This is a genomic window from Paenibacillus oleatilyticus (assembly GCF_018998565.1).
GTDB lineage: Bacteria > Bacillota > Bacilli > Paenibacillales > NBRC-103111 > Paenibacillus_G > Paenibacillus_G oleatilyticus.
This window is the reverse complement of the sequence record NZ_JAHNZO010000004.1, coordinates 214,779-237,814: the sequence shown is the minus strand read 5'-3', so window position 1 is coordinate 237,814 and position 23,036 is coordinate 214,779. Positions and strand designations below refer to the sequence as shown.

Here is a 23,036-nt window from a genome sequence, read left to right as displayed (position 1 = left end):
TGGCAGCGTGCAGGTTGAACAACAGATCACGGATAAAGGAGCATGAAGCGGCCATGATGAATTTGAAGCGTCACAAGCGTTCCGCAGCGATCTGGATGGTGATCCTGCTGGTTTCGCTGATCGTATCGGCATGCAGCGCTTCCGGCGGGGAACCGGGCGGCAGCCCTTCCGGTACGGGGGGCGAATCGCAGACGACAACGGCAGACCCGGCTTCCATCAAAGGCGAGGTCGTCTGGCAGTATGGCAATACGACTTGGCCCGAGGCGGAGCTGCAAAACTTGATCGCCGATTTCAACAAGACGTACCCGAACATTACGGTGAAGCCGGTGCTCGGACAGCTTGAGCCGATGATTGCGGCGGGCAATCCGCCGAATGTCGCGACGAACCACCGGCTGGAAGCGGGCTGGATCATGGACGGCTTGTTCGAGGAGCTGACGCCTTATTTCAAGCAAGACCCCGATTACAAGCCAGAGACGCTGTTTCATCAGGTGCTGTATGAAATTCCGCAGTTCGAGAAAGGCCAGTACGGCATTCCGATGTACTCGAACCCGACGTACGCGCTCATCGTCAACAACAAAATCATGAACCAGTACGGCGAGAAATCGATTCCGAACCTGCAAGGGTTGAAGGATACTGACGAATTTTTTAAAAAGTTCTGGATGATGAAAAACGGGCAGTACGAAATGACCGGGGATAACCCGCTGTTCTATTACGGCAATCTGTCAGGTTTGTTCTTTGTCTCCTATCTGAACGGCGCAGAGCCGTCCACGTTCTGGAATCCGGAGACGAAAAAGGTCGGCTTGAACGATCCGAAAATCGTCGACGCGCTCGATTGGATGTTCAAGTTCAACCGCGACACGATCAACCAGCAAGCCTATACGCAATTGAAAGCGCAGCTGCCGAAAAACACGCATCCGTTCGTAGCGGAAAAGCAAGCCATGCTGATCGTGACATCTAATCATGTGAAGGATTTCCGCAAGGCAAAGCCGGACCTTGACATGACCGTCCTGCCGGCGCCGCAAGCGAGCTTGTGGAACGGCGGCTCGAATCTGGCGATCGTCAAGGCGGCCAAAGACAAGGATGCCGCTTGGGCGTTCATCAAATGGATGACCTCGACCGAGGCCGGAGCGGAGTCGCTCTATAACCGGCTCGGATTGCTGACGGCAATGAAATCGAGCCGATTTCTGGAGGAGAAAAGCAAAAGCGACCCCGATTTGAAGGTGTTTCTGGATATTAGCCGGCAGGCTACAAAATGGATTCCACAGTTCCCGGTGCCGTACGACACCGAGTACAAAAAGCTGTTCCCGGACTTCATGGCGGGCAAAATAACGGCCAAAGAAATGATGGACCACGTGAACAAAGAAGTGCAGAAGCGGATCGACGACTTTTACGCAAGCAAGAAAAAATAAGCGAGGAAGCAAACGGTTCCGGACAGGCGGAATCGTTTGTTCTCGTTATGGGCGGGAAAAGGCGGCGGGCGTCCCTTGTATGCAACGAAGCTCCCGATTCGCGCGATAATGAAAGGGAGTGCAAAAGAAGCGGAATATTGTGTAAACGGAAATGCAAAAAGTACGGCAGATCGGCTAAAGCTTTTCTCGACTCCGCCCTGTATCATGTAGGTATAATGCGAATGAAAACGCTATCAATTTGATTTCTATGCTTGGTGCGCGAATCCGACACAAAGGAGCTGGAATCCGTATGGCAGGGGTATCGCTGCGACATCTGTTCAAAAGCTACGGCAAAAATAGTCCGTTCGTCGTCAAGGATGTCAGCCTGGATATCGAGGACGGCGAATTTATGGTGTTCGTCGGACCGTCCGGCTGCGGCAAATCGACCACGCTGCGCATGGTAGCGGGCCTGGAGCGGGTCACCCAAGGGGAGATTTACATCGGCGGCGAGCTCGTGAACCATGTCCCTCCGAAGAAGAGGGACATTGCGATGGTGTTTCAAAATTACGCGTTATATCCGAATATGAGCGTGTTTGAGAACATGGCGTTCGGGCTCCGGCTCCGCAAGACGGAGAAGCATCTCATCGACACGTCGGTGAAGCAAAACGCCAGAACGCTGGAGATCGAGCACCTGCTCGGCCGCAAGCCCCGGGAGCTTTCCGGAGGCCAGCGCCAGCGGGTGGCCTTGGGGCGGGCGATCGTCCGTCACCCGAAGGTGTTTCTGATGGACGAACCGCTGTCGAACCTGGATGCCCGCCTGCGCGTGCAGATGCGGACGGAAATTATCGAGCTGCACCGGCGCCTCGAGACGACGATGATCTATGTTACCCACGATCAGACGGAAGCGATGACGATGGGAACGCGCATCTGCATTATGAAGGACGGCATCATCCAGCAGGTCGGGGCGCCGGAAGAAGTGTACATGAGACCGGCCAACATGTTCGTTGCCAGCTTCATCGGCTCGCCGCCGATCAACTTCCTCGAAGGACGGCTGCGGCTGGGCAAGGAAGGGGGGCTCGTGTTCGATACGCCGCGTTTTGCGCTCCCCCTGTCGCCGGAGAAAAGCAAGGCGCTGCTGGAGCAAAGCTATGTGGACAAAGTGGTCGTCCTTGGCATTCGCGCCGAGTACGTGCACCGAGCGGAGGACGTGCCGGGACTCGGGCTGCCGACGGAAGCGCCGATCCGGGGCGACGTGTACTTCAGCGAGCTGGTTGGAGCCGACCGGTTCATCCATGTCAAGGTAGGTGAAGACAAAATCGTCATGCGGGCGGCTGCCTACGAGCGCGTTGCGGACGGGACGAAGCTGGAGCTGACGCTGAACCCGAAGTTTACGCTTTTCTTCAACCGCGATACGCAGCAGGTCATCGCATAAACGGCTAAAAGTGGAGAGGATTGCCGATGGGAACGAAGACTGTAACCGTTACGAAGCTTGCGCTTGCCGGATTGCTGCTCGCGCTGCCTGCGGCCGGCCCGTTCGGAAGCGGAACCGCAAAGGGCGAGCGGTCCGGCCCGCTCATCCTGCCGCCGGTCCGGAAGCTGCCCGAGGCGTATGCGTCGCTTTACTCGCAGACGCTTCTTGCGTGGCACGAGCAGGGCTGGAAGGATGCGCCCTCCGATGCGGACCGCCTGCCGGGCAGCCGGTATAAAAGCGCGTCCCCGGACGTCACGGTGCGTGCCGATGCCTTGGAAGGGAAGAACGGCGTCGTGCAGGTACCGCAGCCAAAAGCCTGGGTCGAGTACGAAATCGACGCGCCGCAGGACGGCCTATACCAGCTCGAATTGACCGTATTGCCCGGCGAAGGCTCGTCCGGCCCGGTACAGATCGGGGTGAAGGTCGACGGCGAGTTTCCTTATTTCGAAGCGAAAACTATTCAGATCCCGCGCAAATGGAAAGATTCGGTCTATCCGCCGAAGCTCAACGAGCACGGCGACCAAATCCGGCCGTCGCAGCAGGAATTGTCCGAATGGGGCGTTCGCTTGCTGACGGACGCCAAATTTACGAGCCCCGACCCGCTTCGCTTCCGGCTGGCCAAGGGTCGGCATACGATCCGGCTGGAGTCGGTGCTCGAGCCGTTCGCCTTGGCGGAAATCGCCGTGAAGGCTCCGCGCCCGCTGCCGGCGTACGAACAGGCCGCGGCCGGCTGGAAAGCTCTGCCGAACGGCGCGGAGCCCGGCTGGCTGCTCACCGTCGAAGCGGAGCAGATGAGCGCCAAATCGGACCCTTCCGTGCAAGTTCAGGCGAGCAACGACAATCTGGCGAGCCCGGCATCCGACGGCAGGCAAATCTACAACACAATGGGTGGAGCCCGCTGGAGCCGGGGCGGCCAATCGGCGGAGTGGACCTTCGACGTTCCGAAAGACGGACTGTACTACATCCACTTCAAATATTTGCAGAACTTCACGAAGGACGTCATCAGCTTCCGGGAAATCCGCATCGACGGTCAGGTGCCGTTCCGCGAGCTGCAATCGTATCCGTTTCCGTATTCGCGGAAATGGAGCGTGGAGGCGCTGCAGGACGACAAGGGCGAGCCGTTCGCGTTTTATTTCCGCCAAGGGACGCACCGGATCGGGCTGACCGCCGCTCCGTCGGCGACGACGCCCGTCCGCGAGTCGCTCCAATCGATTGTGGACGGCTACCAGGAGATCAATCGTCAGGTGGCCATGGTCACCGGGATCAAAAACCGCAACATGGTCGATCAGAACCGCGATTGGAACTTGGCGGAGACGATGCCGGACGTGGCAAGCAAGCTTCGCGCGCTGGCCGACCGTCTGCAGGAGCAGGTCGACCGGCTGCAAGGGCTGTTTGGCAATTCGCTGCAGGGCGCGGAAGGGCTGCGCTCGGTCATTTTCGATCTGCGGAACATGGCGGAAAGCCCGGATTTGCTGTCAAAACGTCCGCCGGAGATGCATGCCCAGAACCTCGAAAAAATCACGTCGTTTATCGACAGTCTCGGGCGTCAGCCGCTGACGCTCGACCGGTTCTTTATTTCCTCGTCTCCCGAGCGGCCGGTCGAGCCACCGGGCACGCTGACCGTCGTCGGCGATCTGGTCGGCAACTTCTTCCGCACGTTTTCGCCGAACTACCATTATTACGGCAGACGCGATCCGGACGGAATCGACGTATGGGTCAACCGGGGCCGCGATTATGTGGCGCTGATGCAGCAGCTTGCGGACGAATCGTTTACGGCGAAGACGGGGATCAAGGTCAACGTCAACCTGATGCCGAATCCCGGTCAGCTCATCCTGAGCAATTCCGCGGGCCGGGAGCCGGACGTCGCTCTCGGCATCGCCGAAGGAACCCCGGCCGATTTCGCGATGCGGAACTCGCTGGTCAACCTGAGCGAATTTCCCGATTTTGCGAGCGTGTCCGAACAGTTCCAGCCGGGGACGCTCATTCCGTTCACCTACGACGGAAGCGTGTACGCGCTGCCCGAGACCGTGGCGCTGAACGTGCTTTTTTACCGTACGGACATTCTGAAAAGCATCGGGTTGAAGCCGCCGGACACGTGGGACGACTTGTACGCGATGCTGCCGACGCTCCAGCAGAAAGGGTACAATTTCTATTTTGCGAAGCTGAACTATGTGCCGATTTTCCTGCAAAACGGAGCTTCCTTCTATACGGAAGACGGGCTGAATTCGGGACTCAATTCGCGCGAGGCGTTCAACTCGTTCAAGCAGTGGACGGAGCTGTTTACGGTATACGGGCTGCCGACCGAGGTGCCGAGCTTTTACATGCACTTCCGCAGCGGCGATATGCCGGTTGGCATCGCCGACTACAACACGTATATGCAACTGCTTGTCGCCGCGCCCGAGCTGGCCGGGTCGTGGGAGATCGCCCCGATTCCGGGAGTGAAACAGAAGGACGGCACCGTCGTCCGCTGGTCCGGGGGCAACCTGTCCTCCGGGATGATCTTCCGCTCGTCCGAACGCCAGCAGGACGCCTGGGAGTTTCTGAAATGGTGGACGTCGACCGAGACGCAATCGCGGTTCGGAAGCGAGATCGAGCTGCTCAACGGCGTCGAATTCCGCTGGAATACGGCGAATGTCGAGGCGTTCAAAAAGCTGCCGTGGCCTGAGAAAGAGAGCAAGGCGATTTTGGACCAATGGAAATGGTACAAAGAAATGCCGAACGTGCCCGGCGGCTACTTTACGCCTCGCGAACTGAACTTCGCCTGGACGCGCACCGTGCTGCAAAACCAAAACTACCGGGAAATGCTCGAAAAGGCGGTATTCCAAATCGATAGCGAGCTGAAGCGCAAGCAGCGGGAATTTGGATTCGTCGATAAGCAAGGCAGCATCGTGCGCAAGCTGAAAGTGCCTGACATCACGCAGCCATCGGAAGGAGCGGGCAAGCCATGACGAATCCGTCTCGCCATACCGGGGCCGCGATGGCCCCTGCTTCCAGCGTCGCCCGCAAGAAGCCGAAGGCCGCCGTCTCGCTGCGGGAGCGGGTCCGGGCGGCTGCGGCCGATATGAAGCGGACGTGGGTTTCCTACTTGTTCGTGTCGCCGTTCTTCCTGCTGTTCCTGCTGTTCATTGCGCTGCCGACGGCCGCGGCAATTGCGCTTTCGTTCACAAGCTTCAACGCCATCGAGCGGCCTGCCTTTATCGGTATGTTCAACTATCAGGCGCTGCTGACACAGGACCTCGTCTTCTGGCAATATGCGCTGCCGAATACGTTCCTGTTCGCGGTCATCGTCGGCCCGGTAGGGTATGCGCTGTCGTTCGCCCTCGCCTGGCTGATCGCTCAGCTGCCGCACAACATCCGTGCGTTCTACACGCTGGCCATGTACGCGCCCTCGATGACGGCCGGCATCGCCATGTCCGTCGTCTGGCTCATTATGTTCAGCGGCGATCGGCTTGGATATTTGAACAATTTCCTGCTCAACATCGGGTATATCAACGAGCCGCAGCTCTGGACGACTTCGCCGCTATACATCATGAAAATCATGATCGCCGTCTCGCTCTGGTCGAGCATGGGCGTCGGTTTTCTGGCGATGCTGGCCGGCATCCAGAATGTGGACCGGCAGCTATACGAAGCCGGCCGGATCGACGGCATCCGTTCCCGGCTGCAGGAGATTTGGTATATTACGATCCCGTCGATGAAGCCGCAAATGCTGTTCGGCGCCGTCATGTCCGTTGTCGGCACGCTGAAGGCGGGAGCGATCAGCGTCGAGCTGACCGGCTCTAACCCGTCGCCCAACTATGCGGGGCATCTGATGATCAACCATATCGACGACTTCGGCTTTATCCGCTACGAGATGGGCTACGCTTCGGCGGTGTCGGTCGTGCTGCTCGTCATTATTTATTTGTCCAGCAAGCTGTGCTGGAAGCTGTTCGGCTCGAAGGGGGAATGACCGATGGCGAACCTGCGGTTCCGGAAAAAGAGTAGGCTGAACCGGACGATGCCTTTCCAATGGGCACTGACCGTACTGCTGACGCTGCTGGCGGCGTTCATGCTGCTGCCGATGGTGTACTTGTTCAATCATGCGCTGAAGCCATACCACGAGCTGTTTCTGTATCCGCCGACATTTTTGGCACGTCAGCCGACGTTCGAGAACTTCTACGATCTGCTTGTCGTGACGAAAACGGCGGTCGTACCGGTCAGCCGCTACCTGTTCAACGGGGGCATCGTCGCTGTCGCCACCATCGTGCTGGGAACGCTGATCAGCGCCCTGTGCGCCTATGCGCTGTCCAAGCACCGGTTCATTGGGAAAAAGTGGATGTTTTCCGTCATTATCGTATCGCTGATGTTCGCCCCGGAGACGGTGCAAATTCCGCGTTATTACGTGATCAGCAAGCTTGGCCTGATCAATACGTATTGGGCGCACATTTTGCCTGTGATCGCGCTACCCGTCATCGTCTTTCTGTTCAAGCAGTTCATCGATCTGCTGCCCGACGAATTGCTGGAAGCGGCTCGGCTGGAGGGAGCAAACGAATTCACCCTGTTCGGCCGGATCATATTGCCGCTGTGCATGCCGGCGGTGGCGACCGCAGGCATTCTCATCTTCCAGTCGACCTGGGGGAACATGGAGACGTCCACGCTGTACGTCGAGGACGAGACGATGAAGACGCTGCCGTTCTTTGTCAGCACGCTGACCAGCGGACTTGCGAACAGCGTGGCGCGTCAAGGGGTAGCGGCTGCGGCGGGGCTGCTCATGTTCCTTCCGAGCTTCGTCCTGTTCCTGCTGCTCCAACGAAAAGTCATTTCGACAATGGCGCATTCGGGATTGAAATGACCGGCTGCGACGTCCGGACGAGGAAAGGGGGAGAGGGATGGCGATGAGAAGGCGGGGGATTCGCTGCTTGACTGCGCTGCTTGCGCTTGTTTCGTTCGGCTTATGGAGCGGTGGGATCGCCAGCGCCGATGTGCAGTACGGCACGTTCATCTACGATTTGGAGGGCCAGGAAATTCCGGTTCAACCGGCTTATGTGCCGGATACGTTCATGCACGGCGGACTGAAAAATCCGGAGGATTTGTACATTGACGCGAACGATCATTTGTTCGTCGCCGATACCGGTAACAACCGAATCGTTCATTTGGACGAACGGGGCCAGACGGTGCGCATCATTCAGCCTGACGGGGACGGGAAGCTGAACGAGCCGAACGGCGTATTCGTGCGTCCCGACGGCATGATCTATGTGGCCGATACGAAGAACGAGCGCATCGCGGTCTTCGACGCCGAAGGGCGGTATATCCGCACGATCCGGCGGCCGCAATCGGCGATATTGCCGCCGAATTTCGTCTACCAGCCGACGAAGCTGGCCGTCGACGAGCGGGGGTACATATATGTTGCGACGCGAAACGGCTATCAAGGGCTGCTGCTGCTCGATCCGGAGGGAGCTTTCGAAGGGTTTTTCGGCGCCAACAAAGTCGACTTCGGCTTGACCGACGCGCTGAAACGGCTCTTTTTCACGAAGGAGCAGCTGCAGAAGGAACTGCTCAAGCTGCCGGGCTCCGTATCGAACGTGTCGATAGGGCCGAACGGTTTGCTGTATACGACCTCCATGCAGGTGACGAAAGGCCAGGTCAAGAAGCTCAACTACGACGGCAAGGACCTGCTCGGTGAAAAAGACTACGGCGTCACGAAGCTGCTCGCCGGACAGCAAAAGCAATTCACCGACGTTGCCGTCGATTCGCTGGGCAACATCACCGCGGTCGATGCGCAGTTCGGCATGTTGTTCCAATATAATTCGAACGGCGATCTGATGTTTGCCTTCGGCTCCAAGGACGAAGGGTTTCGGAAGCTCGGCTTGTTCCAATACCCGTCGGCGCTGGCGATCGATTCGACCGGCAAGCTGTTCGTGCTCGATAGGACGGCGAACGTGATCCAGACGTTCAAGCGGACCGAGTTCGGCGCGCTCGTCCAACAGGCGACCGACCTGTTCATCCAAGGACATTACGAAGAGAGCGCAGGCCCGTGGCGCGAAGTGCTGAACAGGAACAGCAAATATTTCCGCGCCCATCTCGGCTTGGCGAAAGCGTACTACAAGAACGGCGATTACGCGCAGGCGATGCGGGAATTCCGGGCGGGCGGCGATCTTAACGGCTACTCCGACGCTTTCTGGCAAGTACGGCTGCTGTGGATGCAGAAGCATTTTGCGCAGTTGGCCTTCGGCGGCGCCGTGCTGCTGATTGCGGCTGCGCTGGGGCGGAGGCTGAAGAACAAGCTCGGGAACCGGCAGCGCAAGCTGTGGCTTACGCCGCGAAGCATCGAGGGGGAAGAACGATGACCGCGTTACATGTGTCGCCCGATGACAAGCGTCCCGTCTCAGGGTCTGCCGGGCCCGCCAAGTCGCTGCGCTCTTCTCCGTACCTTGCGCAGCTGGCGAAGGACGTGAGGTTTCAATGGAAGCAGGCGCTGCGGGTGCTGAAGCATCCGTTCGACGCGTTCGGGGAGCTGCGCTACCGCAGCGAAGGCAGCTTTCCAGCAGCCGTGCTGCTGCTGATCGCCGCCTTCGCGGTACTGCTGCTCAGCAAGCTGGCGACGTCGTATTTGTTCAACCCGTCGGGCGTCGAGAACGTCAGTCCGCTGACGCTGCTGCTGCAATTCGTCGTGCCGTGGCTGACGTGGGTTGCCGCCAACTATTGGATCGGTTCGATCATGAAAGGGCAGGGCCGATGGACGGAGGTGTTCGTCGGCAGCGCGTATGCGCTTATGCCGTTCCTGCTCCTTTCGCTGCCGCTCGCGCTGCTGTCCAACGTGCTGACGCTGAATGAGAAGGTCGTATACGATTTCGGCAACGGGGTGATGATCGGCTGGACGCTGCTGCTCTTTTTCATCATGGTCAAAGAAATTCACAATTACGATATCGGCGAGACCGCGGTCAACGTCGTGCTGTCGGTGCTTTTCATGTTCGCGATCTGGATTCTGCTGTTCATTCTCGCGGGCTTGACGTTCCAGCTTTACGACTTCGTCGCGCAGATCGTGAAGGAGGTGGCCTACCGTGTTTAGACGCATCGTAACGGGCCTGCTCCTGCTGGCGGCGGTGGCCGGAGCCGCGTATGCGCTCGGCTTCGCAGGGCCCCTCGTCGGCAAGCCGGAGCTGCGGCAGGCGGGTTCGCCGCCCGCGATCAACCCGGCCTCGATTCAGCGGATCGACTACAACCCGGACAGCTACCGGCGAATGGCCGAGGACGGCCGGCTGGAGCTGCTCGTGAACGACGCCGGGCATATCCGGGTCCGGGACAAACAAGGTGATTTCGTCTGGCGAAGCGATCCGGACACGAGGCTGGAGCCGGATTTGAAAGGGCTGTGGAAAAGCAACGCCGATTCTCCGTTCATAGTCGACTATGTCGATGCCGCAAAGCAAAGTACGGGCGTGCTGATCAACACCGCGAACGGGAGCGACGCCAAAACGAGAACGACGATCGCCCCGGTCGAGGGTGGAGCGGAGCTGATGTTCGACCTGCAGACGCTCGGCATCCGCTTCAAGACGGTCGTCCGGTTGAAAAACGGGTACCTGGAGGTGAGCGTGCCGAGCGACCAAATCGCCGAAAGCGCGGGCAAGCAGGTCGTCTCGATCTGGCCGTTCCCGTTCTTCGGCGCGGTCCAGAAGCAGGCGATTCAGCGGGACGGCTACATGCTGGTGCCGCTGCAGATGGGCGCGCTCGTTCCGATGAAGGCGGAGCATCAGCTGCAATCCCGCGTCTCCGCGAAAATTTATGGCAGCGACGACGCGATTCCAGGCCAGCCGGGCACCTATACGATTTTTCCGGCGTTCGGCATGAAGCGGGACGATCATTCGTACCTGGCCGTCATCGAGGAAGGGGAAGCAACGTCGACCGTGCATGCGACGCCCGCCGGGCTGTACACATCGTTCCACTGGATTGCGCCGCAATTCGTGTACCGGAACGAGTATTTCCGCCAGACGAGCAAGCTCGGGGCCGGATATAAGACGGTGGAAAAGATGAGGTCGACGGAAAACCGACGCATTCGCTACTACTTCCAGAACGGCAGCAAAGCCGATTACGCCGGAATGGCGGCCGATTACCGCAGCTACTTGATGGAAACGCAAGGGATGAAAAAAATCGCGCCCGATGCGAACGGACTTCCGCTGTTTGTGACGCTCTACGGCGGCGCCGAGGAAAAAGGCTTGTTCTCGCCGAATTTCGTGCCCGTCACGACGTTCGGGCAGGGGATCGACATTTTAAAAGGGCTGCACGCCTCGGGAATCGGACCAATTCATGTACTGTACAACGGCTGGGCGAAAGGCGGGGACCGCAGCGTCATGCCCGACGTGCCGCCGGCGGAGAAGGGGCTCGGAGGCGACGAAGGGCTACGGGCTTTTGCCCGCGAAGCGCGGAAGCAGGGCGACCGCGTCTACTTGCAAGCCGACTTTACGCGTTCGCGGCTGAACGGCAGCTTCGTTCCGTCCCGCGACGTGATGCGGGACATCAACAACAAGGCGCGGTACGACGAGAGGCTTGGCGAGACCGAATATGTGAATCCCGCATCCGTCGCCCTGCGGTTGTTCGAAGAGCACGTCGGGAGCTATGAGGCACTCGGCATCGACGGCATGTACTTCGAAGGGCTCGGCAGCCTGTACTCGGATTATCGTTCGTCCCACCCTGCGACGCGCGCCGATGCGGCGGAAAGCTACCGCAAGCTGCTCCGGCTCGCCAAGGAGCGTCTTGGCTTCACCGGGGCGGCGGAAGGCAATAGCTACCTCATCGGTCAGCTCGATTTCGTCCAGCGGATGCCGATCGGCGTCAGCTATGATCTGGTCGCCACCAAGGCGGTTCCGTTCCTGCCGATTGCCGTTCATGGTCTGGTCGATTATTCGGGGGAATGGGGCAACTTGCGGGAAACGGGAACGACCGAGTTTTTGCGCTCGATCGAGTTCGGCGCCGTTCCGCACTATTTGCTCACCTACGAAGATCCCGCGCTGCTGCGCCATACGCCGGGAGATTTTATTTACAGCAGCCAATACGACGTGTGGAAGCAGCAGATCGCCTCGGAGTACAAACGCTGGAACGAAGCGCTCGGCCCGGTGCGCGGCCTGTTTATCTCGGGGCACCGCGAGCTGGCCGACGGCGTGTTCGAAACCCGCTACGAGAACGGGACGGCGATTGTCGTCAATTACAACGATACGGCCTATTCGGCGGGCGTCATCACGGTCAAGCCGCGCGAGTTCGCCGTCGTCGGCAAGGAGGGATAAGATGCAGCCTTCGTCTTTCACGCGTCCCAAGCGATCCCGCCTCTCGATCGAGACGCAGCAGGCGATATCCGGTTACTTGTTTCTCATTCCGTGGCTGGCCGGACTCGGGCTGTTCGTCCTGTTCCCGCTCGGCTTCTCGCTTTACATGAGCTTTCAGAAGGTGCGGTTTACCGGGGAGGGGATGAAGTTTGAGTTCAAGGGCTGGGAAAATTATTCGTACGCGTTTTTATCCGACAACACGTTTGTGGCGGCGCTTGTCGGCATGATGAAAAACACGCTGCTCGTCATCCCGATCATCGTGCTCTTTTCGCTGTTTGTGGCGCTTCTGCTCAACTTGAAATTCCGCGGGCGGATGGCGTTCCGCGCCGTCTTCTTCCTTCCGGTTATTTTCAGCACCGGCCAGGTGCTGTCGGAAATTTTCAACCAGAAGGCGGGCAGCCTCGACATGCTGAACAAATACGATATCGCCGGCTTTATCTCGGCTAACGTGCCGACGTTCTGGGCCGATCCGATCCTGACCGTACTGAACTTGTTCGTCGTCATTTTGTGGTATTCCGGCGTACAGATTTTGCTTTATTTGGCCGGTCTTCAGACGATCGGGGCGAGCGTGTACGAGGCTTCGCTCATCGACGGGGCGACCCCTTGGGAGATGCTGTGGAAAATTACGCTGCCCGCGCTGACGCCGTTTATTTTGCTCAACGTCATTTATACGATCGTCGACATGTTTACGGTTCCGCTGCTCAATCCGGTGCTGAATATGATCGTCACGAACATGACGACGGCCAATCTCGGCTACGGCTACGCGAGCGCGCAGGGGTGGATCTATTTCACGGCCGTATTCGTCCTGCTGCTCGCCGTGCTCGGCTTGTCGCGCAAATTCGTTCATTACTCGGGAGAAAGGTAGGGGAGGCCATGGTATGGAGACAGTGGGTGGACCGGACGCGCGTCTTGCTGTTCGGCGACCGGGAGCGCAAGGGGATCATCGTGCTGGCGCTGCTGTACCTCGTCCTGATCGACGTGGCGCTTATGTATTTGACGCCGTTCCTGTATATGCTGTCGACGATGTTCAAGACGACGGCCGATCTGCTCGACCCGACGATCAAGTGGGTGCCGAGCTCGCTGAGTTGGGACAATCTGAAGCTGGCCTGGCAGGGGCTCAAGTTCCCGGACGCGTTGAAAAACTCGCTGATCGTGTCCGGCGGCTCGGCCGTGGGACAGGTGTTCTTCTGCTCGCTTACCGGCTATGCCTTCGCCAGACTGAAGTTTCCGGGCAGAAACACGCTGTTCTTGCTGCTCATTTTCAGCTTCCTCATTCCGCCGCAGACGCTTATCATTCCGCTTTACGTGCTGTTCAAAAATTTGGGCCTGCTCGGCACGCACTGGGGCATCCTGCTGCCCGCGCTGCTCGGGCATGGGGTGCGGGGCGCGCTGTTCGTGATCATTTTCCGCCAGTTTTTCCTGACGCTGCCGAAGGAGCTGGAGGATGCGGCGCTGATCGACGGCGCGGGACCGTTCCGGGTGTACTGGCGGGTCATGATCCCGCTTGCGAAGCCGGCTATCCTGGTCGTGTTTCTGTTCTCATTCGTCTGGCATTGGAACGAGACGTTCGTCACCGGGATGCTGCTTGGCGGCAAAGACGTGCCGCTGTCGCTCAGCCTGTTCAATCTGAACAAGGTGCTGACGGGGATGTACCCGGAAACGGAGGGCAGCTTCGACTTGAACGAAACGGTCCGCATGGCGGCCAGCTTCCTGATCATCATGCCGCCGCTCCTCGTCTACATGATCGCCCAGCGGTGGTTCGTGGAAGGCGTCGAGCGGACGGGGCTCGTGGAATGAGGAAGCGGTGACGCAGTTAAAAAAGGAAAGGAGCTGTCCTATGTCCATCCGATTTGCGTTATACGGTTGCCAGCACGGCCATATCACGACGTTCGTCGACGAGATGATCGCGGAGGGAGCCGAGTGCGCGGGCATTTACGAGCCGGAGCGCAACGCGCTCGCCCGGTCGCTGGCACAGAAGCACGGCATTCCGCTGCTCGACAGCGCAGCGGCGCTGCAGGACGAGTCGATCCGGATCATCGGGTCGTCCGCCGTCAACGGCGACAAAATCGACGTGATCGAATGGTGCGAGCGCCATGGCAAGCATGTCATGCTCGACAAGCCGGCCGTTACCGGAAGAGGCGGCCTTGACAGGCTGGAGGCGGTTGCCGGACGCGGGCGCATCCAGATCGGCTTGCTGTTGACCGAGCGGTTCCGCCCGGCGGTGGCGGCTTTGAAGCGTGAGATCGATGCCGGAACGCTCGGCCGCATCGTCGGCATCACGATGCGCAAGCCGCACCGGCTGCTGCCGGCCACCCGTCACTCCTGGCACTTCTCCAAGGAACGGAACGGCGGCATTATCATCGACCTGTTCGTGCACGACTTCGATCTGCTGCGCTGGCTGACCGGACAGGAGATTGCGTCGGTGAACAGCCTGGTGGGCAAGCATACGTTGCCCGAACACCCGACGTTCTACGATACGGCATGTGCGCAGGTGCTGCTGGACGGCGGCACGATGGCGCAATTGTACACGGACTGGCATACGCCGGAGAGAAGCTGGACGTGGGGCGATTGCCGCCTGTTCGTGACCGGAACGGAAGGCTGCGCGGAGCTGCGCTTAAACGGAGATCCTTCCTGCGATGCGATCGGCGAGCTGTACTACCGGATAACGCACGGGGAGGCTTTCGTCCGCGTGGAGCCGGAGCCCGTAAAGGTTACGATTACGCGCGATTTTCTGAACCGGATCGAAGGGAAGGCGAGCCTCCTGACGCACCGGGACATTATCGCGACGGGCCGGGCTACCGTCCTTGCCGACGAGCATGCGACGCTGATTCATACCGTGAACGATGAATATGAATAATTGAAAAGCGAGGATACGAAATGAGCGATCAACCACGCAAGGTGCGGTTTGCCGTCGTCGGCTGCGGCGGCATATCGTCGAGTCATTTTACCGGCATCGAGCGGGCTCCGGAAGCGGAGCTTGTAGCCGTCTGCGACGTCGATGCAGGCCGGGCGGAGCAGTATGGGGCGAAGTACGGGGTGAAGGCTTACACCGATTACGGAATGCTGCTGGCGGACCCTGACGTCGACGTCGTCTGCTTGTGCACGCCAAGCGGCATGCATGCCGGGCAGACGATTCAGGCGGCCGAGGCGGGCAAGCATATCGTCTGCGAGAAGCCGATGGCCATCCGGCTGTCGGATGCCGAGCGGATGATCGAGGCGTGCGACGTCATCGGCGTGAAGCTGGCGACGATCTTTCCCCGGCGCATGTCGCCCGCTTCGCAGTTCGTCAAGAAGCTGCTGGACGACGGGAAGCTCGGCCGGTTGAGCCTGTGCTCCGGCTACGTCAAGTTTTACCGCGACCAAGCGTACTACGACAGCGCAGGCTGGCGCGGGACGTGGGCGATGGACGGTGGCGGGGCGATGATGAATCAGGGCATCCACACGATCGATTTGCTGCAATGGCTGGCCGGGCCGGTCGATTCGCTGCACGGCTACGCGCGCAATGTCCTGCGGGATATCGAGGTGGAGGACACTGCCGTCGCCTCGCTGCAATTCAAAAGCGGCGCGCTCGGATCGATCGAAGCGACGACAACGGCTTACAATCAGCCCGACCACCGGATCGTCCTTCACGGCGACAAGGGCACGATTGTGTTGACCGGCGACGAGATTACGACGCTTGACGTGATCGGGGAGCGGGTGGACATTCCGAGGTTCGAGCCGTTTGCCGTCATTCCCGACGGTCACGCCGCACAGATCCGAGATATGGCGCTGGCGGTGCTGCACGATCGCGAGCCTATCGTGACCGGCCATGACGGGAAGCATTCGCTGGAGATCATTCTTGGCACGTACGAATCGTATCGGAGCCGCCGCGAAATTTTATTTTAACGGTCCGGCCCTCCTTCCCCGCTTGCTCGATGGGGATGGAGGGCCGTCTGCGTTCGGGCGCTTATTTGACGATCCGGGCGTATCCGGCGGATAGCGTCTTCGCATATTCCGACGGCGTCATGCCGGTCGCTTTCTTGAAGTGGCGGGAGAAGTAATGGACGCTGCTGTAGCCGAGGAGCTCGGAGATTTCGGTTAAATTGTACACGTCTTCGCGGATGTAGGTTTTGGCGCGGTCGATTTTGAGCTGGTTCAAATATTCCATGACGCCGCAGCCGACCCGTTTTTTGAACATAATGCTCATTTGGGTCCGCCCGATGGCGAAGTGGTCGCACAGCATATCCAGCGTCAAATTATCGCCGATATGCTCGTTCATGTAGCCGATCACTTTGTCGGCCATGCCGCTTTCTTGCTTGCTGCGGGGGACGGGGGGCGATTTGATGTCCCGCTCTTCGTGGCTTGCGCGGATCAGGTAGATCAACAGCGTTTCCAGATGCAGCTTGAACAACTGCTCGCTCCCGAACGGGGCGTTATCCCGCGGATACAGGATTCTGCCGCTGCCTGCGGGGCTTGGCCCGAAGGCGTTCCAGCCTTCCTCGATCAGCCGGGCGAGCACCGGACGTATTTTGTCGTCCAGATGGAACAGCTTTTGCTTGAGAAAGAACGACATGGGCTCGGATTCGCATTCGAAGGTGACGATGAAGACGTTCGGGGACACTTTTCCGTTGCTTTTCGGACTGTGGAATTCGTCGGGCTCGTGGAACAGCAGGTCGCCCTGCTTCAAGTTGAAATGGCCGGAATCGGTGTCGATTTCGATCTCGCCCTTGTCCACGTAAAAGATTTCCCAAAAGTCGTGCTTTTCGCCGGCGTACCTGTAGTTTTTGGATAACTCGAAATAGAAGCAGGAAATCAGCTTGCCGATTTGAATTTCTTCGCGAACCTCGTAGCGTGGAAACCGCATCCGAAAACCGCCCCCTCTGTGAAAACGTTATCTTTCCTCCGTATTATCAACATTCAACGTTAACTGTTAAATTCCTGTTTCTTTTCATAAAAGATCCTTTAGCGAATAAAAATGCAAATTCATCGGCCGACGATCGACCATTTGAACCGCTGGCCGCTTGCTTGATACGGCCGCAGCCCGCGTGGTCCCTAGGTTCCTGCGGACCGGACCTTCAGCCGAAGCATGTTCCGCCCTTGAAGCGCATATCTAATGATATAAGACAACTTGTCTGCTAAGGGGGGATACGGTGCTTCAGCGAACAATGAATATCGTTCATAAGAAATCGGTATGGATTTCTATTGTTGTGTTTTTGAATATGCTGCTGGCTCTGCTCATTATGGTGGACAGGAAACATAGCTTTCCTTTTTTATCTGATGGGGCGATGAGCCTGTTAGGCAAAATTGAGGTCGGCGGTGAACCGGCTATCGCTACTACCGGCGCATTCACCGCTTCCGCTTCCGGTTCCTCCATAAACGGAGCCAAGCAATACTCGGTATACACGCAGTGGAAATTAGCCGATCAGTATCAAGATGGAAGCTACTTGGTGGAAGCTTATCGGCAATACGAGATCTATAAAGATCGGAATGGCAAGACGGTCAAAACCGTGCCGACCGAAAACTTCAACTACATCCGCTATTGTCCCGGATGCGAGGTGAAGGGGCTTCCTATGGAGTGAAGACAAAAAAGCGGTTCCGATCCAATCGGGCCGCTTTTTGTCTGCCTCCTGTCGTTCCAGCGGACGGATTTCGCCTAAGTTGTTTTCTTTCCCTGCTTGACGACTTCCTCGACCGACCATGCCACGCACCACGGCCGCTGCTCTTCTTTGCCCTCCGGAATCCAATAGCATGGCTTGGTCTGATTCTCGCCGGGCACCAGCAGGTGCATGCGAAGCACATATTTTTTGACGTCTTCCGGGTGATCGGGTCGTGGGAACGGGAAATTCAATTTCACGCCGACCTTCTCCGACACGTCGGAGCGGTGAGAGAATTCATACTCGTAGGATAGATTGCCGCCGATGTCGAAGATGTTTTTGATGCCCTCCGCAAATTCGGCCGACACTTTGCTGCTCTCAATCTCGACGGCCGAGGTCTTCTTTTGGAAAAAGACGCTGGTCTCGCCCGGGACCCAGGTGACATCGAGCGAAAGGCTGCGCTCGGTGTCGGCATACGGAGCCAAGTCGCCGGAACGGAGAAGGAAGGTCTCGTAATTGTGCGTGTTCGGGTTGTTCACGTAGGTATGGAGAATATCGTGCATGTCAAAATCGACACTAGCCTTCTTCGCATGGAATAAACAGCTCTGAATGCCGAACGGTCTTTCTCCTTTCCAGTCGTACATCTCATAGGTTGTCTTGAAGACATGAGGCGCGAGGTAAATGTAGGTCACGGCATTCTCCCCCGGGACAGGGACGATACTTTTGTCAAACAGGGTGGTCACTTCCGAGGCTTGTGTCGCTTTGTACGAATGCTCGGTGGTGAATTTCAAAGTGGCCTCCACGCCGGCAGGCAGACTGCCGCCCGCTTTGACATACGCGCTGAACTTGAACTGGGTGGAAATCGCCACCTGACTGGTCTCGGTACGGCCATAATAGAAGGTAGACCCGTAGTTGCCGGATTCGCTGCCGTTCCGCACATAGGGCGGAGCGCCTTCCACTACGCCGATCAGAGCCCGGAATTCTTTGCTGACCGTGCCGTCTTCCGTCTTTACATATTTCATCTTGTCCGACTTGTAGCGGCAGAGCACCAGTTGGCTCCTCCCCTGCTGCACGACGCTGTCGTCGTTATAGCACATGTAGAGCCAGATTTCTTGCTGCATCTCGCCCTTATCCCCGAATGGTGCGAAGTATTGCAGGGCACCCATGTATTTCCAGGTCGGGTATTTCGTATGACCGTGCGAACGGGTCATTTTCGGTCCCCATACGCCTGTACGGATGTTGTATTCTTTCTTCTGGTTGTTTTTGTACCCGGCCCAGACGTGAGGTCGGTGCCAGCCATTGATGAACAACTGGATCGCAGGATCTTGGATGCTGTCCTGAACGGTGCCGGTCTCCAAGGCGAGGAAGTCGACAAGTCCGTCGTATTCGTTATGCCGCTGGCTGCTGACCTCCCGCAGCCCGCTGCCTTCGATGTTCGAGTCGATGCTGCAGCGATACACTGCCGTCCACAGATTCGCGTTGGTGGTCACGATGCCGATCATGATGCTGAGGCTGCCGTTTGCGTCATGGTAGGCGCAGGCGCACACGTTCCGAATATTTTTCCAGTTGAGATGGTTCTCGGAACGCCACGTTTTTCCGTCGTTATCGAGGAAAACCACAACCAAAGTGTCCTTGTTGTCCACATGGCGTCCGCCGATGAGATACAGTCGTCCGCCCAATGACACAGCTGCGAATTGCGTGCGCCGATTGAAGGCGAAGCCGATCTGTTCGGCCGTTGTCCACGTCTGGCCGTCCGCCGTTTTCTTGTGCCAGAGGTGGCCGTCCTCCGTCCAAAATACATACAATGCTCCTTGGTGCACGACGCTGGCAATGTTGGAGATTTCACTATGGCCGTTGACGTTGTAGTTTTTCTTATTATGCATCACCGTATTGGCATCGTACGTTTCCAAGCTTTCCTTGCCCTTTTCGTTTTTGAGGATGACGCGGGAGTACACGATACGATCTCCTTGGGTCGTGGATCTTTTGTGATAAAACAAATAAGCGGCGCCATTAAAATACGTTCCGTTGACCCCGTCAAAATCAAGATCGGCTTTTTCGATTCGATGGTTGGCATAAGTATTTGACATCAGGACACCTGTCTTTCGGAAATAGTTAACAGGCATCATAGCACATTTTGGTGGATATGGAAGCTTACTTTAGTTAACATCCGGGACATTTGCCCCGAATTCGCCCATCCCAAAATAAAAATAACAATTTCACCCAAAGGAGACGATAATGAATCTATAGAAACCTTATTATGGTAAAACATACGAGATATTCAGGGGGACAACCATTCATGGACTTAAAGAAAATGAACTCTTTGACGAAATATCCGAGCATTCTTACTTATCATCAATTGGGGGAAAGAGGCCGTTTAACTGACGAATTATCGGAAGGCAGAGGCTTCTCCGAGGCCGACGATGTATTTGTTTACGAAAAAGTGGATGGGGAGAACGCCAGGATCATTTTGTTCAAAAATGGGAACGACATCGATTATCTCATCGGCTCAAGAGAGGAGCTGTTGTTTGCCAAAGGAGACAGGATAGGTAACCCTTACGGGAATATTGCCGAATTTCTGCGCCCGTTGGCCGATCAATTGATTGACCGGATTTGTTCGGACGAGGATTGGGCATTGACCGTCATCTACCAGGAATCGTACGGAGGGAAAACGAAGGCGGCTAAAAACTACACGGAAAATAAGACGCAAGCGTACAGAGTTTTTGACGTGTTTTCATTGGATAAGAAGCAATTGGAGCATCTCCTTACGCTGCCGCAAGAAAAAATAGCGGAATGGCGCGATCATGGAAACCAGCCTTTTTATCATGAGGCGGAGAGGCTCGATTTTGTTAAAACGATGGAGCTGGCGTATGCGCCGCTGTTGACTAGCGTGAAGGGCTCCGCTTTTCCGCAGTCGCTGGAAGAGACGTTTTCATTTTTGAAGCAGTTTGAGCAAACCCAAGTCGGGATCGACGCCAGAGGCAAATCCGAAGGCATTATCGTTCGCACCTCGGACCGCAAGCAGATTAGAAAAATCCGCTTTGAGGATTACGAAAGAACGTTTAGAAAGTGAGCTGCGCGCACCCATATGTCTGAACAGCAAGAAAAAGTGCTATGAACTGGCGGCTATCGAAAAGGACTGGCCGTTTATTCCCGAAACATACGGGTATCAGCCTGTTGAAGGTTTTTCAGGATGCTGGAGAGGCTTTTATGCTCTCTATGAAATGGATGACCGGCGGCTTGTTCTCAATTGGCTTTCGGGAGATGAATGAGATTAGGGGCTTCACGGATTTAAGCTTCCTTGAGCAAAAAGAGCTGATGGCTGTTTTCGTCGTACTCGAACAAGTGGATAAATTATTACAAACTATGACACGGAAGATCGTCCCTGCCGCAAATGATGCGGACAAGGGGCGATCTTTTTGTATGGTGGGGAATATTTTTTAATTTGGCATGGAAAGTGAAAATTCGTCATTGTATGTAGAAATATATAATTTTTTACCGTCATTTTTTTCGAAAACAAATAGTGCCCCTTCGCTCTCTATTCCCGAATAGTTCCATCCTGATAGTTTGAGTCGAATTTTATAACTTTCCGGGAAACCGTCTGTTTGTTGTAACCCGTCTAATCTATAAATATGCATCACTCTTTCAGTTGAAACGATTTTTTCTTTTAAAATTGCCTTGTTAGGTATTGGAATACCGTCTACATTTTTTTGATAGCAGAATGATACCCAATAGAAACATAAAAAACCAATAATTAGTACAAAAGACATAAGAATAAAAAATCTTTTCATGCCAGTCACCTGTTTCCTTAATTGGGTCCATTTTGGCTGCCAATGTGTAGTTTCAGGAATGCATGGCGTTGTCATGGTTGGGAAGCTTTTGGGGAATGCTTGCTGCATTAACCATTTCCACATTCGTTTTTTTGAGTAGTTCTGTTGAAAAAGCAGCCCCCCCCCCCTTTTGTTTTCCATGGCATGCCGCATGTTGGTTCAGGACTCGGAACCATTCCGACAGCATCCGAACTGCTGGTTGTCATTACAATATCCTCTTTAGTGCTAGCTGAACCAATAAGCTTGCCTCAGTGGATGGGAGTGATCATTATTTTAGGCGGGATTGTTAGTAGTAACCTTCGGTAAGTTAGCGATAGAAGTCAACCATATCTCCAAACAGCCGTTTGATAAATTCAAGCTCGCTTTCGTTGTATCTTTCCAAAAATTCGTACATTCTTTGCTTTTCCTTCGTATGGAGCTCATCATGAGCAGCAAATAGCTTTTTGCCGACAGGCGTTAGCCGAAAGTACACTTCCTTTTTGTTATCGTTGAGTTGGGCTTTTCGCACCCAACCTGCCTTTAGTAATTTATTTGCGATCTTGGAGGTATTCCCTTTGCTTAAATTTATCCTTTCCGCGATGGAAGTGACATTGATCGGCTCCTGCTCTCCGATGCACGCAATGGTGTGCAGTTCCGTCATGTTCAATCTGAATTCCGGTTCGATATGCTTCCGGATATCCTCGAGGTATGCTGCAGTTATTCGGGTTTCATATTGCTCTTTTTGCTGAAGAAACTGAACGAAAAATTCATGAATTGCGGTTTTGTTTTTATTGGCAGTATCCATGATTATGCTGACTCCTCGACTCATTTGTTTCATTATAGCATAGATTATTTTCTGAGAAACAAACGGGCATGCTCATATTGGGGTTGACAGGATAAGGAATGACCCAGTACAATAGTATTGTTTCATATGAAACAAAAATTATATATTATTTTTATTTTTTTCTTTATTAACAATTATTAAAAAGAGTTCTAACGAAACAATAATTTTGATGGAGGAGGTTCTACCGGAAACACTTATCCACTTTTCAAGAGAAGATTTATAAATATGGAAATGGAGCATGCTTGCCTATGGAAATCGTGAATCCAAAGACATTGACGGACAAGGTCACATCTGTAATTTCTCATGTCGTGGTAACTACTGCCTCTAAACTGGCCTTCATCTCAGGTCAGGTTTCTGTAGATGAAACAGGAGCATTGGTCGGTTCAGGGGACTATTACGCGCAAGCGATTCAAGTGTTCACCAATCTAAAGTATGCATTGGAAGCCGCACGAGCGGATCCATTGAACATTGCAAAAATGAATATTTTTGTGGTAAACCACAACCCGGAATTGATTTCGATTATTTTTGACGCCGGATTTCATGTGTTTGGCCCTAACTGGCCGAAGACAGCAAGTACCTATATAGGCGTTCAAGCACTAGCTGATCCTGAATGGCTTATCGAAATAGACGCTATCGTGATCTTCCCATAATGTTTAAGAAAAGA

At 55.9% G+C, this 23,036-nt stretch carries 21 protein-coding genes; 17 read left to right on the top strand and 4 right to left on the bottom strand.

Features of this window, described 5'->3' with window-relative positions; translation table 11 throughout:
* The first annotated feature begins 53 nt into the window (after positions 1-53).
* From KQX66_RS07415 to KQX66_RS07360, 12 genes are all read left to right on the top strand, one after another.
* Entirely contained in the window at positions 54-1,409 is a 1,356-nt protein-coding gene (locus KQX66_RS07415) for an extracellular solute-binding protein (protein WP_216791532.1), read from the top strand.
* A 289-nt stretch (positions 1,410-1,698) separates the two neighbouring features.
* On the top strand, positions 1,699-2,820 hold the full coding sequence (locus KQX66_RS07410; protein ID WP_216791530.1) for an ABC transporter ATP-binding protein: 1,122 nt from the start codon (positions 1,699-1,701) through the stop codon (positions 2,818-2,820).
* 26 nt (positions 2,821-2,846) lie between these two features.
* Positions 2,847-5,807, top strand: coding sequence for an extracellular solute-binding protein (locus tag KQX66_RS07405; RefSeq protein WP_216791528.1), 2,961 nt, complete (start codon positions 2,847-2,849; stop codon positions 5,805-5,807).
* A gap of 113 nt (positions 5,808-5,920) precedes the next feature.
* Positions 5,921-6,805, top strand: a complete 885-nt coding sequence (locus KQX66_RS07400) for a carbohydrate ABC transporter permease (protein ID WP_373952512.1) — start codon at positions 5,921-5,923, stop codon at positions 6,803-6,805.
* A gap of 3 nt (positions 6,806-6,808) precedes the next feature.
* On the top strand, positions 6,809-7,687 hold the full coding sequence (locus KQX66_RS07395) for a carbohydrate ABC transporter permease (RefSeq protein ID WP_216791526.1): 879 nt from the start codon (positions 6,809-6,811) through the stop codon (positions 7,685-7,687).
* Positions 7,688-7,724: 37 nt separating this feature from the next.
* Positions 7,725-9,182, top strand: a complete 1,458-nt coding sequence (locus KQX66_RS07390; protein ID WP_216791524.1) for a hypothetical protein — start codon at positions 7,725-7,727, stop codon at positions 9,180-9,182.
* Entirely contained in the window at positions 9,179-9,904 is a 726-nt protein-coding gene (locus KQX66_RS07385) for a Yip1 family protein (RefSeq protein ID WP_216791522.1), read from the top strand. The genes KQX66_RS07390 and KQX66_RS07385 overlap by 4 nt, the downstream gene beginning before the upstream one ends.
* The gene (locus KQX66_RS07380) at positions 9,897-12,110 is read left to right on the top strand and encodes a DUF5696 domain-containing protein (RefSeq protein WP_216791520.1); all 2,214 of its coding nucleotides are present in this window, start codon (positions 9,897-9,899) and stop codon (positions 12,108-12,110) included. The genes KQX66_RS07385 and KQX66_RS07380 overlap by 8 nt, the downstream gene beginning before the upstream one ends.
* 1 nt (position 12,111) lies before the next feature.
* Complete coding sequence (locus tag KQX66_RS07375) at positions 12,112-13,014, top strand: carbohydrate ABC transporter permease (RefSeq protein WP_216791518.1); 903 nt, start codon at positions 12,112-12,114, stop codon at positions 13,012-13,014.
* A gap of 8 nt (positions 13,015-13,022) precedes the next feature.
* Positions 13,023-13,946: a carbohydrate ABC transporter permease gene (locus tag KQX66_RS07370; RefSeq protein ID WP_216791516.1), complete on the top strand. Its 924-nt coding sequence runs from the start codon at positions 13,023-13,025 to the stop codon at positions 13,944-13,946.
* A gap of 40 nt (positions 13,947-13,986) precedes the next feature.
* Complete coding sequence (locus KQX66_RS07365) at positions 13,987-15,006, top strand: Gfo/Idh/MocA family protein (protein WP_216791513.1); 1,020 nt, start codon at positions 13,987-13,989, stop codon at positions 15,004-15,006.
* A 20-nt stretch (positions 15,007-15,026) separates the two neighbouring features.
* Positions 15,027-16,034, top strand: coding sequence for a Gfo/Idh/MocA family protein (locus KQX66_RS07360; RefSeq protein ID WP_216791510.1), 1,008 nt, complete (start codon positions 15,027-15,029; stop codon positions 16,032-16,034).
* 61 nt (positions 16,035-16,095) lie between these two features.
* Here the strand turns inward: KQX66_RS07360 and KQX66_RS07355 are convergent, their stop codons facing one another.
* Positions 16,096-16,992 carry an AraC family transcriptional regulator gene (locus tag KQX66_RS07355; protein ID WP_054974225.1) on the bottom strand — a complete coding sequence of 299 codons (897 nt, stop codon included), beginning with the start codon at positions 16,990-16,992 and terminating at the stop codon, positions 16,096-16,098.
* 286 nt (positions 16,993-17,278) lie between these two features.
* Here KQX66_RS07355 and KQX66_RS07350 point away from each other — a divergent pair, with 286 nt between their 5' ends.
* The gene (locus KQX66_RS07350; protein ID WP_216791508.1) at positions 17,279-17,707 is read left to right on the top strand and encodes a hypothetical protein; all 429 of its coding nucleotides are present in this window, start codon (positions 17,279-17,281) and stop codon (positions 17,705-17,707) included.
* A gap of 74 nt (positions 17,708-17,781) precedes the next feature.
* Here the strand turns inward: KQX66_RS07350 and KQX66_RS07345 are convergent, their stop codons facing one another.
* A complete protein-coding gene (locus KQX66_RS07345) occupies positions 17,782-19,809 on the bottom strand; it encodes a Kelch repeat-containing protein (RefSeq protein WP_216791506.1) in 2,028 nt (675 codons plus the stop codon).
* A gap of 209 nt (positions 19,810-20,018) precedes the next feature.
* Between KQX66_RS07345 and KQX66_RS07340 the strand changes: the two genes are divergently transcribed.
* Positions 20,019-20,792 carry an RNA ligase family protein gene (locus KQX66_RS07340; protein ID WP_054974221.1) on the top strand — a complete coding sequence of 258 codons (774 nt, stop codon included), beginning with the start codon at positions 20,019-20,021 and terminating at the stop codon, positions 20,790-20,792.
* A 41-nt stretch (positions 20,793-20,833) separates the two neighbouring features.
* Positions 20,834-21,163, top strand: a complete 330-nt coding sequence (locus KQX66_RS07335) for a hypothetical protein (RefSeq protein WP_216791504.1) — start codon at positions 20,834-20,836, stop codon at positions 21,161-21,163.
* On the opposite strand, the gene KQX66_RS07330 is transcribed toward KQX66_RS07335, so the two are convergent.
* Positions 21,160-21,690 carry a hypothetical protein gene (locus KQX66_RS07330; protein ID WP_253957009.1) on the bottom strand — a complete coding sequence of 177 codons (531 nt, stop codon included), beginning with the start codon at positions 21,688-21,690 and terminating at the stop codon, positions 21,160-21,162. The two genes, KQX66_RS07335 and KQX66_RS07330, sit on opposite strands and share 4 nt — an antisense overlap.
* A gap of 3 nt (positions 21,691-21,693) precedes the next feature.
* Here KQX66_RS07330 and KQX66_RS37300 point away from each other — a divergent pair, with 3 nt between their 5' ends.
* Positions 21,694-21,855 (top strand): EamA family transporter, encoded by a 162-nt coding sequence (locus tag KQX66_RS37300; protein ID WP_253957000.1) that lies wholly within the window; start codon positions 21,694-21,696, stop codon positions 21,853-21,855.
* A 1-nt stretch (position 21,856) separates the two neighbouring features.
* On the opposite strand, the gene KQX66_RS07320 is transcribed toward KQX66_RS37300, so the two are convergent.
* On the bottom strand, positions 21,857-22,333 hold the full coding sequence (locus KQX66_RS07320; protein ID WP_054974219.1) for a MarR family transcriptional regulator: 477 nt from the start codon (positions 22,331-22,333) through the stop codon (positions 21,857-21,859).
* Between the two features lie 287 nt (positions 22,334-22,620).
* Between KQX66_RS07320 and KQX66_RS07315 the strand changes: the two genes are divergently transcribed.
* The gene (locus KQX66_RS07315; protein WP_216791500.1) at positions 22,621-23,022 is read left to right on the top strand and encodes a RidA family protein; all 402 of its coding nucleotides are present in this window, start codon (positions 22,621-22,623) and stop codon (positions 23,020-23,022) included.
* Positions 23,023-23,036 lie beyond the last annotated feature (14 nt).